We start from the raw sequence: 15,103 nt of genomic DNA on the forward strand, positions 1-15,103 counted from the left end.
AGTTCCGTTTAACCCCGTACCGGTTTCATCATCAGTGTCAGGCGGTACGCCGCCATGCTCACCAGGAAGGAGACAAACAGCCCCAGACTGGAATTTTCAAACACACCGGTGGCAAACGGTCCGTTAATAAAGCCGGTGTTGGTGACCAGCAGTCCGGCAACCGAGCCGCCGAGCCAGCACAGGAAGGTCGGCCAGATAACCCCGGTGTCGCCGTAGAGCGAAACTTCATCGTAACCGGCGGTTTTGTGTTTGCAGTAGTAATCGGTGATAAAAATCGCCGCCCAGGATGCGAGGAACAATCCGCAGAACACCAGGAATGAAATAAACGGCCCGAGGAAATCACCGGAAACAAACAGAACATAAATCGCGATCGCCAGCACAATCAAGCCATCAAGAGCAACGGCGGTGCGCTGTTTGAGTTTGATCCCCATGCTCAGAAGATTGAGACTGGCGGAATAGAGGCTGAGTACCGCGATAGTGACAATCCCGGCCACCGCAGCAGCCAGATACGGCACCGCCATCCAGGACGGCAGCAGTCCGCCGATTGCGGCAATCGGGTTCTCTTCCGCTGCCAGATCAGGCAGTTGCGCGGTCAGCAAAATACCGGTCAGGATCAGAAGTAACAGCGGCAGTGCAGCCCCGCCGACCACAGAGCCGAAAATACGGCCGTGGGATGAGGACGGGCTCTGGTCGCGGCTGTAATCTGCCCCGGCAATCGCCCAGCTGATCCCGGTTCCGGCGGCGATAATGGACACCGCAGGCAGGAAGCCGGTGATCCAGTTACCGGAAGGACGGCTGATCAGCGCCTGCCAGTCTGCGGTCGCCAGCAGCCAGAGCACGACAAACAGGGTCATTGCCCCGAAAATCCGCGTGATCCATTTCTGCATCAGCAAAACGGTGTTCTGCCCGAGAATACTGACCAGCACCGTCAGCCCGCCGAACAGTATCAGTGCGATGGCGGTCATCAGGTGTCCGCTGCCCAGCCCGATGGCGGTGAACAGTGCCGCCAGGGTCAGGGTGCCGGTGATGATATTCACCGCTTCCCAGCCCATCAGGTTAAACCAGCAGAAAGCCGTCGGCGCGATATTGCCGCTTTTGCCAAAGCTGGCGCGGGAAAGGGTGAGTGTGGTGGTCCGGCCGATTTTACCGGCGATACTGGTGATCCCCACTAAAATAAAGGAGGCAACACCAACCACTGCCGCTAAAACTGACTGAAAGAAGGAAAGCCCGAACGACACAATAATCGCGCCGTAGACCACGCCGAGAATGCCGATATTGGCGGCACACCAGACAAAGAATAGCTCGGCGGGTTTTTTGGTCTGCCGGGAAGGCGGGATCAGGCCGATACCCAGTTCTTCGATGGTCGGATCGGTTTTGTTCAACGCTGAAGGTACAGATTGCTGACTCATGACATCATCCTGTTCGTCGCGGCATACTCCTGTCTGAACTGTGCCAGATGGCGGGCATACGGCGTAAAATCGATATTATTTGTATGATTTATCAATGCGATACTGTCAGCATCAAAACTGTCAATGCCGTGAATTGCGCCGCAGATGGCCGTCGCCATGGCACCGATGGTGTCCGTGTCGCCGCCCAGATTTGCAGCCAGTACCGCACAGCGTACGGGATTGGTGTTGGCTAAATCCGCGAGTGCAATCGCACACGGGATAGATTCAATATTATCCATACCGGCGCCGACTATCTCATAGAGATCTGTCAGTGCCTGCTCTTCATCCGTGCGCCCGCGGACCACATTGAGGGCGTACATAATTCTCCGTCCCAGCAGCGGGCTGAAGGTGGACTCAAACCGGCGCTGAACAGTGTCAGCCAGCGGTATGACAGCCTGTTTTATCGCAGACCAGTCAGTGCCCTCTACAGCCAGACTGACGGCCCGCGCAATCACAACAGCACCGGCAATGGCGATATCGGATTTATGGGTCGGCAGACAGGAGAGCCTGACCTGCTCAATAAAACGATCTGTATTATATGATGGCATCAGGCAACCGACGGGCGCGACACGCATCGCGGAACCGTTGGTCACACCATTTGCCTCTATTCTATCTAAAGGTATTCCCTGGTGTATGGCATTCAGCGCAGCTTTTGATGTCGGCCCCAGAATATTTTTTTCAAACGCCTTTATCCGGGTGGCCCACGCCATTATGTGACGGGCGATCGTCTGCGGGACGACAGCACCGTGCTCCTCAATAATGGCATCCATCAGGGCAACACACTGACTGGTGTCATCGGTAAATTCCCCGGCAACAAACTCGTTGGCGGCAATATTCTCCTCAGGGCCCGGCAGGAAAGTATTAATCCAGCCGAAGTGCTGACGGACCCGGCTCTTCGGCCAGAGTTCCGACGGCATGCCCATTGCATCTCCTGTTGCCTGCCCGTAAAGACAACCGAGAATACGTTTTTCTGTCACATTTAACGGGACTGCTGCTGATTGTGTCATTTATTATTATCTGGACTGGTGTTGAATGAATTAAAAACAACAAACTGTATTATTGGTATAAAACTGCTGTGGAGCCTTTGTCTTTATAGAGTATATAATAGACGACAAATAAGTCCAGTTGTAGTCCAGTTGAATTGATTTTAATCAGTATGTGATAGCGGACACAAAAGTTGCTACACTGTTTTCAGCCGTTATCCGCAGCATGACAGGAACCTATTTGTGGAACATGATTTTCTCACTTTTTTACAGCACAGGCTTGATCAACAATCAACCGTTCCGTTATATCTTCAGCTGAAACAAGGGATTGAAGAAGCCATCACACAAAAGCAGCTGACGCACGGTTGTGTTCTGCCGTCTGAGCGCCGTTTATCGCAGTCGCTGGGAGTATCCCGCGTGACGGTGGTGAAGGCACTGGACTTACTGCTGAAACAGGGGCTGGTGGTGAAGCATCACGGCAAAGGCACGCAGATTAATCTGCCGGTGCAGTACAACCTGTCCGGCGGCGGTTTTTCCGCGCAGGCGGCCGGCAGCGGTAAGGTGTCAAACCGCTGGCTTATTCGTCAGCTGGACTCTGTGCCGGATTCACTGGCCCCGGAACTGGAATTATCCGCAGGTGATACGATGGCGGTGATCAAACGTGTCCGGCTGGTGGATGATATTCCGGTCTCGCTGGAAACCATGTTTATCCCGGAGGCGTTTCTGCCGCGTCCTGATCTGCTGGACGGTTCTCTGTATGCGCACTGGCTGGCGCAGGGAATTGAGCCGGATGTGCAGGAATATGCTCTCTCTATCTGTCACCCGACCGCGGAGGAGGCAAAACTGCTTTCTATTCCGCCGACAGCCTCACTGATGAAAATTATCCTCAGAAGCCGCGATAAGCTGGGCAGAGTGCTGGAGTACGGTACGGCTATCTGCCGCAGTGATTTTTATCATTTCCACTTTACGGTAAAAGCCTGAAAGCAAAAAAGCACTGTAAAAACAGTGCTTTTGTTTATATTACGTTGCTGTTTATCAGGCCATCGCAGTGATGGTTTTATTCAGAAACGCATTGGCGAGGGTGTCTGCGGTGAGGGTTTCATTGGTGTTCGCCGCCAGATCCCACAGGCCGACCTGGCCGTCACGGTTGAGCGTCACGATGTAACGGCAGCCGGATTTCAGCGCATTGCTGTGCTGACGCTTCAGTTTGGCACTGGTGAAATCATTGAGGATTTTATATTGCGGCAACTGATGGCGCAGTGTGTTAGCCAGTAACAGCGCTTCCACATTCTGTGCCGGATCTTCATAAGTCACCACAATATCCGGCTGATTCACAATATCTTTATCCAGGCCGAGAGTCTGGATCAGCAGTAACAGCCGTTCGATCCCGATAGCAAACCCGGAAGCCGGTAACTGTTTGCCGCTGAACAATTCAACCAGACCATCGTAACGGCCACCGCCGCAGACTGTCCCCTGTGAACCCAGTTCTTCCGTGATCCACTCAAATACAGTACGGGTGTAGTAATCCAGCCCGCGTACCAGACGCGGGTTGACCACATAAGCAATGTTTTCACTGTCCAGCAGACGGCGCAGATCATCAAAGTGCTGTTGTGATTCCTCACCGAGGAAGTCCAGCAGGCGTGGTGCCGCTTCAATCATCTCCTGCATATCCGGGTTTTTGCTGTCCAGGATACGCAGCGGGTTGGTTTCCAGACGGCGCAGGCTGTCCTCATCCAGCAGCGCTTTGTGCTGCATAAAGTAATTCACCAGCTGCTGACGGTGCTCTGAGCGCTCTTCCGGTGTCCCGAGGGAGTTAATCTCCAGGCGGACGTGTTTATCCACGCCGAGCGCCTTAAAGATATCTTTCACCATAAAGATAAGCTCTGCATCCACATCCGCCCCCGGCATGCCGAAGGTTTCCACCCCGAACTGAGTGAACTGACGCAGACGGCCTTTCTGCGGACGCTCATAACGGAACATCGGGCCCTGATACCACAGGCGCTGCGTGGTGTTGTAGCACATGTTGTTCTCAATCACGGTCCGGACGCAACCACTGGTACCTTCCGGGCGCAGGGTGATGTGCTCGCCGCTTTTATCGAGGAAGTTATACATCTCTTTTGAGACGATATCGGTGGATTCACCGACCGCGCGCTCAAACAGGGCAACCGGTTCCAGAATCGGCAGCCTGACCTCCTGATAGCCGTAGCGGGAAGTGATATTCCTGATCCGGTTTTCCAGCCACTGCCAGACCGGTGTTTCTTCCGGAAGCACACTTCTCATCCCTCTGATTGACTGAATCTTTTCCATTTTTAGTCCTCTATATACAGTTTCTCTGTGAGAAATTCCGGCTGTCATCATTGTCAGCCGATAACGCCATCTCAGCGGTCTGCTCGGCGCAGATCCCCGGGATGTACGACAGGGCGAGCCCGGGACGGGGATCAGTAGTGTTTTTTTCGCGGCGCATAATAAAAAACAGATACAGCGGAATGGTAAACATCTGCAGCACCATGCCCCAGAACAGCGGTTTGGTTCCGGCGCCTGTCAGCGCGACCATAATGAATCCCAGACCAATCAGGCTCAGAGTGGCGTAAATAATAAAGGTGCGCCCGTACTGCATTTTTTTTGCGATCATGGCGATCGGCAGGGAAATCACAGCAAATGCATACGGGATCAGACTGGCGGACACCGCAAGAATAATGATGTTGCGGAATTGCTGTTCCAGGCTTGGTGAGATGGTGAGCAGCAGCACAGCGCTCATCATCCCGGCGGTACAAATCAGCCCTTTATACGGCACACCGTGGCGGTTCACATCCGCAAAAAAACGCGGGAATGTGCCTTCTTCCGCCGCAGAGCGGGGAACTTCAGTCTGTAAAATCTGCCAGCCCGGTAATGCACCGAAGCAGGCAATAATGGCGAGCGCAGAGATAATCTGTCCCGCATGTTCGCCCCACAGGTAGCGGGCGGTATCCGCAAACGGCGCGGTGGAGTTAACAAGCTGTTCGTGGGGCAGGATCCCCATCATGACATTGGTGGAACTGAGATAGCAGGCGGCGGCAATAACCAGCCCGATAATGGTTGCCAGCGGAATATTGCGGTGCGGATTAGTCACCTGGGCGGATGAAACCGATGCGGATTCGATCCCCAGATAGCCCCACAGCGAAATCGCGGCAGCGGCAAAAATAGCATCTGTGTTACTGGTCTGAGTAACATTAAAACTGGTGATATAACGTGTGTAATCAAAACTGGTCCAGCCGAAAATACTGATGCTCAGAATAACGGTGAGCATACAAAGGCCGGTAAAAATCTGCGCATAGCCGACGACTTTTGCGCCCTGCAAACCCAGCAGAACGAAAGCCCAGAGAATAATAATTGCGGTAATAGCGGCGTAAAGCGGAGTGTGAAGCTGCGGAAAGAAATAAGAGAGATAACCGACACCGGAGATCAGTAAGGCACAGTTGCCTATCCAGGTCGAAAGCCAGTAAAAAAGTGATGTCTGTAACCCGATATACTGCCCGAATGTCCGGCCGATATTGGCAATCACACCGCCTTTACAGGGGGAGATTTCACCGGTCTTGGCGAACACCAGCGCCAGTGCCAGCACGCCGCAAAAGGTCAGCAGTCCGCCCCACAGCGCGATGGAGCCGATATGCGCGAGGGAGGAGGGTAACATAAACACGCCGCTTCCCATCATATTGGAAGCCGTCATAATGATCAGGGCTGTCAGGCCCATGCGGTGGGTGGATTTACCATTGGGAACCATACCATTTTGTCCTCACAGAAATACTCCAGCTGCGGATGAGGGAGCAAAAAATCTCACGATCAGAGAACTGAGCCGTGTTTTTTGGTCTTTTTTCTTGCATCATCCTGTGTCGCTGTATAGGTTAGAGAGCGTTGCCGGCAGGATTGGCGTCTGCGCCGGCAACGAACCGTAAGGGGGCAGTGGATATTTACCACTGCCTTTTTTATGCCGCGTGTAAGTTAAAATCCGCGATAACGTCGTCGATCAGTTTGTCGATCTGCGCGGTATCCAGATGGTGCGCGGTGGTAATCAGGTGAGCCACGTCGCCGGAAGTTGCCAGGCAATGTTCTCTCCAGACGCGTTCTGACGGGCAAGGGAACACAACAGTGATGGAGTTCTTGTTGCGCCATGCATTGATACCGGCTTTCTGCATACGGTCAACAGCGTACTGAGCCATATCCAGACTGCGGGTGATGCGGCGCTTCCATTCCTCAGCTGAATGTGAACGGATAGCTTCCCACAGCATCAGTGGTGTGTGACCGTTACGTGAACCGGTGATGGTTTTGTCGTGTGCGGAGATGTAGTCGATTTCAACAGAAATACGATCCACGTTTTCTTTCTTCGCAACAACGATACCGCAAGGGATTGGTGAACCAATCATTTTATGGCCGGAAACACCGATTGAGTCGATACCGTCAGCAAACGTGAATGGTTGTGCATCATCAACGAATGGCAGGATCATGCCGCTCAGTGCCGCATCAGCATGCAGGTAGTAATCTTCACGTTTGATACCGGCTGCTTTCAGGCGTTTCTGGATTTCAGCGATATCATCAATAGCACCGCGGACAGTGGTACCGATGTTAGCGAAGATGATCGGATGCGCTTCTTTATCGTCAGCGATTTTTTTCATCAGATCGTCATAGTCGATTTCGCCGTTTGGCTGAGATTCAACAACCTGAGATTTGATACGCAGTAATTTAACGATTTTCGCAACGGAATAGTGAGTATCTTTTGAATAGTACAGGGTACCGTCAGGGAAGATTTCACGGCCCAGGTAGCAACCGAACATGTTACCTTCAGTACCGCCGTTGGTCACATAACCCCAGCTTTTTTCAAACGGAATTTTGAACAGGTCTGCGAAATACTCCATCACTTCTTTCTCGAAATCGAAAGAGTTCAGCAGGTAGTTGCAATATTCGCCCCAGTCACCGCAGTTGTTGATGGAGAAACGTAAAAAACGTTCCAGGTTGGTGTAATCGAAATCCGCTGATTCAGGATAGCCGATGTTGAAATACTGGTTTTTTACGCAATAAGCCCAGAATGCATCAAGTTTGTTTTGATCATTGATAGACAGAGTCATACTTAATTACCTCTTGTTTTTCAAAAGTTAAGACTGTGAAGCGGAGCAAATCACGCTTTGTTTTGTTCGTCGTTGATGTACAGAATCTCGTTGCCTTTTTTCGCACGGCCTGCGGCCACGAAGCTGAACAGCGGGATAGTGATTGACATCATGACCAGACCCCAGAACATAGAATCAGAACCGGAACCTAACAGGGCAAAGACACAGTAGATAATGCCGATAACCACCAGGACGTTATAGAAAATGAAGGTGCTGCCGCGGTTCATTTTTTTGGAAACCATGATGATTGGCAGAGAAATCAGTGCATACATGTATGGCAGCAGGGATGCGAAGACAGACATCAGAATGACGATTTCGAACTGTTTGGCCAGGTTTGGTGACGCGGTCATTAACAGCACCAGGCTCATCAGCACACCGGTGAAAATCAGGCTTTTCATCGGAACGTCATTTTTGTTCACATCGGAGAAGAATTTAGGGAACAGACCCTGGTTTGCACCGGCACGCGGACCTTCAGACTGCAGGATTAACCAGCCGGAGATAGAACCGAAGCAGGCGATGATGCTCAGGATAGAGGCAACAGTACCGGCAGTTTCACCGAACATGTAACGGGCAGCATCCGCAAACGGCGCAGCAGAGTTAACCAGTTCTTCGTGCGGAACCAGACCCATGATCACGGTGCAGCTGCCGACGTAGCAGACTGACGCAATCAGCAGACCATACACGGTGGCACGCGGTACAGTGTATTCAGGTTTATCGACCTGGCCGCTGGAAACCACAGCAGATTCAACACCCAGGAAGCCCCACAGTGCGATAGATGCCGCAGTGATAATGGCTGTGGTATCGCTTTTACCGGTACCGTTATAAACCTGAGAGAACATCTGCGGATCGAACCAGAACCAGCCGATCACACCGACACCCAGAACAACAACCAGCATGCAGCTTGCAGTGAATGACTGCGCACGACCGGCGACACGGGCACCGAAGCTGGCTAATACCACGAAGCCCCACAGAATCGCGATAGCAACGACGCTGCCGATAGCAGGGTTTTTCAGTTCAGGGAAGAAGTAGCTGAGGTAACCGACACCGGCAACCAGCAGGGCGACGTTACCGACCCAGGCACTGATCCAGTAACAAACAGTGGTCTGGAAACCGATAAACGGACCGAAAGCATCGCTGGCGTAAGCCACGATACCGCCGTTACGCGGTGTGATAAGACTGGTTTTGGCGAAAACCAAGGCTAATGCGATAACACCAATGATTGTAAATAACCATCCCCATAAGGAGATGTAACCGACGCCCGCGAGGTTAGTCGGCAGCATGAACACACCGGAACCCATCATATTTGATGCGGTTACCAGGGTCAGCGCGACCACCCCCATTTTATGGGCGGAACTGGCACTCATGTTTCCCATAATGCTTTTCCTGTAATGATTGTTTAATTGGAAAGGTGCACCCGATGACAATTACCGAGATACGGGAAACTTAATTTTTAAATGTCGTTCTAAATTTGATATCGATCAAAAAAAACAGCGCTTCTATAACAGTTTCAGCTGAAAATGAATATTTTATGTGCCGTTTTGCAGTAAGTGACTCTGTCCCCCTTTTTTGACGTGAATAATCTGACTTCTGATGTGGTTATTATTTTACTTTTGTCATGTATTAATTAACAAATCAGGTAAGTAAAAAATAAATATACTTTTTTCAATACGATAAAAAAGAATGGCATTCAAAAATAAAAACGCGTTTTATGATATGAGTTAAAATAATAAAACCGGTTTTATATTATATTACTCATTAGATAAATTTATTGTTTTTAGCGATTGGAGCGCTGACCTATGCCAAGAAGAGAGCGCCTTTATTTTCCGGGATTACCACAGCTGATTAAACTTAACGGACACAATCATGAAAAACTCTTTCAGGAAGAGAATGATTACGCCCGCTTTCTGACCTGTGTGGACAGGTCTTTAGAATCATACAATTGCGAGCTTCATGCCTATTCACTTCAGGCGGATACGGTATTGTTGCTGCTGACACCAAAATCAAAAGAAGATTTAAGCCGCTTTATACAGCACATCGGACGCCAGTATGTTCCTTACTACAATAATAAATATCAGCGTACCGGAGCATTATGGGATCGGCGTTATAACAGCTGCCTGATTGAAGCAAACTCCTATTTTCTTTTGGTCTCTCAATATGTTGATACCTTCACATCCGACCAGTCGGAATATAATGACAAACATAACTTAAATTATTCCAGTTACGGCCATAATACCGGGGAATGCACTATTCCGAGAATGACTGAACATCAGTGTTATTTGCAATTAGGCAAAACACCGGAAGAGCGCGGGATCCATTATCAGCATTTTTTATATACCACTATCAGTCAGTCTGTTATTGAGCGTATTCAAATTTGTCTGAATCAGAATTGTGTACTGGGCACCAATCAGTATTGCCAGAAACTGGAATTTGAAGTGAACCGGACAGTGCGCCCGCATCAGAGCGGACGGCCGCGCAAACATTACAGTAATGATGTGGCGGACTGGATCTGGCTGGAAAACCGCGCCTCGAAGCTGCTGGCACGCTACTGCTATCAGGAGATCCGCTTTCCGGTGCTGGAATACTGGGATGACCATATGAAGAATGCCGCGGCGTTCGCGGATGATAACCATAACGGCCCCAAACTCAACTGCAGCCACCCGGCACTGCTGCGCGGTGAGGGTACGATGGGGTGTCTGCGGGTAATTGCACAGCACCAGCGTTTACAGTCAAAAAGCAAATTATGGTATATCGGTGCGATGTTCCGGAATGTGGCCGGGCAGAAACAGGATTTTGAACAATATCACCAGATCGGTGTGGAAGCGTTCGGCTACGATAATATTGATATCGAGCTGGAACATATTTTAATGCAGTATGACTTTTTCAGTTCATTACACCTCACGCCGTACATTGAATTAAAAATAAATACCGTCGGCAGTGAAGAAGAATTCAGCCGTTTTCGCCAGGCACTGAGAGAGTATTATCAGCCGTTTCTGCCATTCTTTGAGGAGCCGTGGCTGGTTAAACTGAAAGAGAAACCGGAGCAGTTATTATCCACACCGCACAAGCTGCTGGATATCGTTAATAAAAAAGCGCCCCGGCTCAGTGAGTTTCTCTCTGAGGCTTCCGCCGCCCGCTTCCGTCAATTGCTTGAATCCCTCAACCGCCTGAAAATTCCGTACAGTGTGACGCCGGGACTGTATCCGGTGAATAATTACTGCCACACCCTGTTTGAATGGCGCACCACGCATCCTGACAGTCATGATGAGCTGTTATGCCGCGGCGGCCGTTATGATGCCAGTGCGTCGCACCTGCTGGATAAACAGGTGGCGGTCAGTGGTTTTGCGTTTATGCTCGACCCGATTATTTTCCTGATCCGCAAATGTCACAAACAACTGCTGCGTCAGAACGCGACCGATGTGGTGCTGATCCCGGAAAACACCCGTGCCGCAGGGTATGCGCTGATGGTCGGCCGCCGTCTGCGGACACTGTTCCCGCAGTTCACCATTAAAAATGACTGCTCGGGGATGCGGATCAGTACCTGCCGCAAGAATGCCGAGCGCAACGGCAGCCGCTTTATCATTGTGGTGCCGTCAGAGGATGACAAAGCGCTGGAACTGACTGATAAAGATAACGGAATGATTCAGTTTGTGAATGAGAATGCCATGATCGGCGTGCTGGGACACAGCGTAAACTGCTGAGGGGAGAGGATCCGCAGATAATCAGCTTATCTGCGGATAACCGGTTACTGCTGGCTGAGCAGGGATTCCAGCGCGTTATAGAGTGCTGTTGCACTCTTTTCATAACCCGGACCGGAGAGATGGACTTTGTCCGGCCGTGCCAGGTCACGCAGTACCCAGCTGTTGATTGCACAGTCGCCGCCCATGAACTGCTGCCAGTCCCAGTAGAGCAGACCTTCACTTTTCGCCACAGACTGCTGGATCCGCATGACATTGTGCAGATTGGCAGGCTGCTGTGAGCGGCAGTCAGGCGCGGTTTTGTTCTTGATACTGTCGCCCGGGCCGACCAGCAGGATCACCGCATCCGGCATGTTGCTGCGGATACTGCGCACCACATTGGTCAGCTGCTGACGGTAGAGATCCAAATCCAGCGTGTCATTAAAGGCTTCATTGGTACCGTAAGCCAGGATCACCATTTCCGGATCGGTCTGTGCCAGGGTATTCACCCACTGCGGCTGCCATTTTCCCGTCATGGCAATCGTCGCGCCGTTGATACCGACAGACGAGAGCATTACGCCCGGATGGTTGCGGGTGATAAACCAGCCGCCGATATTCAGCGGGCTCTGCTCATTCGCGGTGATTTCTGCCGGGAAGGTTACCGGCACACTGTCAGAAAAACGCCATTCTGAGGACGGTGCCAGGTTCAGCGTGCCGCCTTTGCCGCCGCGTACCGTAACGGAGGCCGGGTAGCCGGTCTGGTACAGCACCTGCATATCATACTGATAAGAGGACGGATTGCGCTCTTTCATGGTCAGGGTGCTGTGTGAGGTCAGCGGCGAAATAACAAAACCGCCCAGCGGGAAGTTTGGTGCATCATCTTTCCGGCTGGTCAGGAATGACCACTGTTTTTTCGGCTCTGTGAAGACAAAGTTTGCCGTGCGCTGTCCGGCGATAATGCTCGGCGGCACAAAGCCGATCCCTGCATTGCCGTAACGCGCCTGGAATTTGTCACGCAGCGTGCCGGAGAAAAAATCCGCTGCTGTATGGGAATCGCCAATCTGGACAATATGGACACGCGCGGACGGATCCCGCAGGCGGTGTGCCAGGCGGCTGAGGTTCGGATCGCCGTAGTTGGTCAGATCATTACGCGATACCGGCGGTGGTGTCTGCGGCTGTATCCACGGCTTATCCGCATCGTTCTGGCAGGAGAGCAGGGAGAGCGCTGCGGCAAACAGGGCTCCCGCACCGGCCAGTTTAAGGTGCCACGACGGGCGTTTTTGTTGTTTCATCATGTGTTTCTGTTTTTTCCTGCGCCGCCGGGGTTTCCTCCGGCGCAGCATTAAATTTAATCAGATCAAATACCGTGTCAGCGATGGCTTTCTGACCTTTGTAGGTAAAGTGAATACCGTCGCCGCTGCGCAGCTTGATAGTGCTGCTGCCGTCACCGGGGTAATCTGAATAGATCTTATCCTGATATTTGAAAATGGTATTTGCGGACAGCCAGATTTCACCGGCATTGTTAATTTCCGACTGATAGATCCCGCTCAGATAGTGTACACCATCTGACAGCTTGTCTTTGCGCATATTCGGCGGTCCTATCCATATGACGTCCACATCCTGTATCCGGGCCGTTAACAGAATATCCTGAATCCGTTTACGGTACTGCGCCTCCCATTCCGGAGACATAAAGCGCAGATAGCGCCCGCCGCCTTCCGGCGGCATGTCCCACGGGTCATTCGGGCCGAGGAAAACCACCATCAGGCGGATATCCGGGTTGGCTGCCAGCGTGGTTTTGACAGTTTCCGGCCAGTTGAAAAACTTCGGATACGTCAGGCCGGTACTCTGTTTGCTGAGGTTGATACTTTCAATGCCGTAGGTTTTGGCCAGACGGGATTGTAACACAGGTGCAACGCCCTGCATGAGGGAATCGCCCACGAAGAAGACTTTATCACCGGCTTCCAGATCAATAATTGATTTCGGTGTTTTTTTCGTCAGAATGTGTTCCGCAACCTGCTCCGGGTTCAGTTTCAGCACAGAATTACCGATCACCGGACGCTCCCGGTTCAGCAGCTCAGGGAAGGTCACAGACAGTGCAGCAGCCGGATAACGGTAGCCGTTGATAAAATGCAGCCCGACCTGAAACTCCTCCGGAAACGCGGTATTGCCGGGGACAGCCTCTTCCGCTTCCTCAACGATATGGTTGCCCTGTGCATAGGTCCACAGGGTCTCTCCGGCCGCCACCACGCCTTCCTGAAGGTAACCCCCCAGATCCCACGCGTAATGCCCCTCCAGGTTCGCCCACGGCGCAGGCTGGTGGTAGGTCTGTTCCCAGTAACGGGCCAGCGGGTTCTGGTTCAGCCAGACCAGTGCCACGGTTGCGGTCAGCACAATAAAGACGACCTTCAGTGCCCGCTCGAGATTTTCTGTAAAATCAAAAATTCGCATAGATAAAACCCGGCATTCCTGAAGGAGAGAAAATAAAGACCAGCGTCATAAAGAGCGCGAGCGGTAAAGGATACCAGATCCATGAGATCCGCTGGTAATAGTGTCCGGCGCGGTGATACAGGCTGACACACAGCGGATAGATAAACAGCAGCAGCCAGAAGGCGATAATCAGCGGCGCACTGGCCATGACAGAGGCAATAAAGCCGTCAGCGGTCAGTTGCGTCAGCATGGTGACAGCATCACTGAGCGTGGCGCTGCGGAAGAAAATCCAGGTCAGGCAGAGCACATGGAAGGTAAAAATCCGGGCGGTCCAGACCCCGGTTTTCTGCCACAGGGTTTCCGCAGGTTCTGTGCGCGGCGGCAGCAGTTTGTGTTTGATATTCATCAGCACAATACCCAGGCCGTGCAGTGCGCCCCAGATGATAAACGGCAGCCCGACACCGTGCCAGATCCCTGAAATTACCATCGCGATAAAGGCATTGAGGTTCATCCGCAGCCAGCCCTTGCGGTTACCGCCGAGCGGGATATAAATATAATCGCGGATAAAGGTCGACAGACTGATGTGCCAGCGCGCCCAGAACTCTTTGAGGTTGGTGGCAAGATACGGCGCACTGAAGTTCAGCGGTACCCTGAAACCAAGCAGCATGGCAATCCCGGTCACCAGGTTGGTATAACCGGAGAAGTTAAAATAGATATTCCAGGCATAGGCGTACACCGCCACCAGAATCTCACCGGCGCTGTAGTTGACCGGCGAACTGAAGACCGGGTTGGCAAAGTTTTCTGACAGATAAGCACTGAATAAAAACAGTTTCACCATCGCCAGGGTGATCAGCAGCAGGGCTTTTTTGTAATCAATAATTTCCCGCGAGGCCGCCTGTACTTGCGGCATAAATGCTTTGGCGCGGTTTATCGGACCGGCGACAATGCTCGGGAAGAAGCAGAGATAAAGCACCACATCCAAAAAGGGGGCTTTTTCAATCTCTTTGCGGCAGACCGACACCACATAGCTGACAGAATGGAACGCGTAGAAGGATAACCCCAGCGGTGCCAGCACCGAAAGCACCGGCAGTTCAACCTCCACACCGGCCTGCAACAGCGCACTCTGGAGAGATTCCTGCATAAATCCGTAATATTTGAATACCGTAAAACAGCCGATGATCCCCGCCGCCAGCAGGCTGTACACTGCACGGGCGGACAGGCGGCTGCCCAGGACATTCGTCAGCAGATAAATAAACAGGGTATATCCGGCCAGCACATACGCGAAGCTTGCCTGAAATGAGAAGACAAACAGATAACTCGCCGTAATTAAAAGGATATTCTGTAAACGGGTCTTTTTTTGACAGAGCCAGTAAATCAGAAAAAAGGCAGTAAAGGAGGCAAGAAATTCAAATGAAAAGAAATTCATATCAGGC

General features: G+C 51.7%; 11 protein-coding genes. 2 read left to right on the plus strand and 9 right to left on the minus strand.

Going from position 1 to position 15,103, the window contains the following annotated elements:
- Positions 1-8: 8 nt before the first annotated feature.
- The gene (locus ACSBQN_RS13200; RefSeq protein WP_354633112.1) at positions 9-1,409 is read right to left on the minus strand and encodes a purine-cytosine permease family protein; all 1,401 of its coding nucleotides are present in this window, start codon (positions 1,407-1,409) and stop codon (positions 9-11) included.
- Entirely contained in the window at positions 1,406-2,425 is a 1,020-nt protein-coding gene (locus ACSBQN_RS13205) for an ADP-ribosylglycohydrolase family protein (protein WP_289649175.1), read from the minus strand. The genes ACSBQN_RS13200 and ACSBQN_RS13205 overlap by 4 nt, the downstream gene beginning before the upstream one ends.
- Before the next feature lie 249 nt (positions 2,426-2,674).
- On the opposite strand from ACSBQN_RS13205, the gene ACSBQN_RS13210 reads away from it, so the two are divergent.
- Complete coding sequence (locus ACSBQN_RS13210) at positions 2,675-3,412, plus strand: GntR family transcriptional regulator (RefSeq protein WP_004241238.1); 738 nt, start codon at positions 2,675-2,677, stop codon at positions 3,410-3,412.
- 54 nt (positions 3,413-3,466) lie between these two features.
- On the opposite strand, the gene hisS is transcribed toward ACSBQN_RS13210, so the two are convergent.
- The 4 genes from hisS to hdcC form a co-directional block, all read right to left on the minus strand.
- Positions 3,467-4,738: a histidine--tRNA ligase gene (gene hisS, locus ACSBQN_RS13215; protein ID WP_004241239.1), complete on the minus strand. Its 1,272-nt coding sequence runs from the start codon at positions 4,736-4,738 to the stop codon at positions 3,467-3,469.
- A 10-nt stretch (positions 4,739-4,748) separates the two neighbouring features.
- On the minus strand, positions 4,749-6,191 hold the full coding sequence (locus ACSBQN_RS13220) for an amino acid permease (protein ID WP_004241240.1): 1,443 nt from the start codon (positions 6,189-6,191) through the stop codon (positions 4,749-4,751).
- A 202-nt stretch (positions 6,192-6,393) separates the two neighbouring features.
- Positions 6,394-7,530, minus strand: coding sequence for a histidine decarboxylase (locus ACSBQN_RS13225; RefSeq protein ID WP_024474395.1), 1,137 nt, complete (start codon positions 7,528-7,530; stop codon positions 6,394-6,396).
- Between the two features lie 50 nt (positions 7,531-7,580).
- A complete protein-coding gene (gene hdcC / locus ACSBQN_RS13230; RefSeq protein WP_024474396.1) occupies positions 7,581-8,942 on the minus strand; it encodes a histidine-histamine antiporter in 1,362 nt (453 codons plus the stop codon).
- Positions 8,943-9,365: 423 nt separating this feature from the next.
- Here hdcC and ACSBQN_RS13235 point away from each other — a divergent pair, with 423 nt between their 5' ends.
- Positions 9,366-11,267, plus strand: coding sequence for an ATP phosphoribosyltransferase regulatory subunit (locus ACSBQN_RS13235; protein ID WP_024474397.1), 1,902 nt, complete (start codon positions 9,366-9,368; stop codon positions 11,265-11,267).
- Between the two features lie 44 nt (positions 11,268-11,311).
- Here the strand turns inward: ACSBQN_RS13235 and ACSBQN_RS13240 are convergent, their stop codons facing one another.
- The 3 genes from ACSBQN_RS13240 to ACSBQN_RS13250 are packed head-to-tail and all read right to left on the minus strand — an operon-like array spanning position 11,312 to position 15,096.
- The gene (locus tag ACSBQN_RS13240; protein ID WP_225903323.1) at positions 11,312-12,538 is read right to left on the minus strand and encodes an SGNH/GDSL hydrolase family protein; all 1,227 of its coding nucleotides are present in this window, start codon (positions 12,536-12,538) and stop codon (positions 11,312-11,314) included.
- The gene (locus ACSBQN_RS13245; protein ID WP_036408270.1) at positions 12,501-13,691 is read right to left on the minus strand and encodes an SGNH/GDSL hydrolase family protein; all 1,191 of its coding nucleotides are present in this window, start codon (positions 13,689-13,691) and stop codon (positions 12,501-12,503) included. The genes ACSBQN_RS13240 and ACSBQN_RS13245 overlap by 38 nt, the downstream gene beginning before the upstream one ends.
- Positions 13,678-15,096, minus strand: a complete 1,419-nt coding sequence (locus tag ACSBQN_RS13250; protein ID WP_036408272.1) for an MBOAT family O-acyltransferase — start codon at positions 15,094-15,096, stop codon at positions 13,678-13,680. Before ACSBQN_RS13250 ends, ACSBQN_RS13245 begins: the two co-directional genes overlap by 14 nt.
- Between the last annotated feature and the right edge of the window lie 7 nt (positions 15,097-15,103).

The sequence above is a fragment of the Morganella sp. B601 genome (assembly GCF_051172335.1).
Classification (GTDB): Bacteria; Pseudomonadota; Gammaproteobacteria; order Enterobacterales; family Enterobacteriaceae; genus Morganella; species Morganella morganii.

Excerpts from the sequence above, each read along its gene's own strand:
- ACSBQN_RS13225 (WP_024474395.1), bottom strand. The coding sequence starts at position 7,530 with ATGACTCTGTCTATCAATGATCAAAACAAACTTGATGCATTCTGGGCT.
- ACSBQN_RS13220 (WP_004241240.1), bottom strand. The coding sequence starts at position 6,191 with ATGGTTCCCAATGGTAAATCCACCCACCGCATGGGCCTGACAGCCCTG.
- hisS (WP_004241239.1), bottom strand. The coding sequence starts at position 4,738 with ATGGAAAAGATTCAGTCAATCAGAGGGATGAGAAGTGTGCTTCCGGAA.
- ACSBQN_RS13200 (WP_354633112.1), bottom strand. The coding sequence starts at position 1,409 with ATGAGTCAGCAATCTGTACCTTCAGCGTTGAACAAAACCGATCCGACC.
- ACSBQN_RS13250 (WP_036408272.1), bottom strand. The coding sequence starts at position 15,096 with ATGAATTTCTTTTCATTTGAATTTCTTGCCTCCTTTACTGCCTTTTTT.
- ACSBQN_RS13245 (WP_036408270.1), bottom strand. The coding sequence starts at position 13,691 with ATGCGAATTTTTGATTTTACAGAAAATCTCGAGCGGGCACTGAAGGTC.
- hdcC (WP_024474396.1), bottom strand. The coding sequence starts at position 8,942 with ATGGGAAACATGAGTGCCAGTTCCGCCCATAAAATGGGGGTGGTCGCG.
- ACSBQN_RS13235 (WP_024474397.1), top strand. The coding sequence starts at position 9,366 with ATGCCAAGAAGAGAGCGCCTTTATTTTCCGGGATTACCACAGCTGATT.
- ACSBQN_RS13240 (WP_225903323.1), bottom strand. The coding sequence starts at position 12,538 with ATGATGAAACAACAAAAACGCCCGTCGTGGCACCTTAAACTGGCCGGT.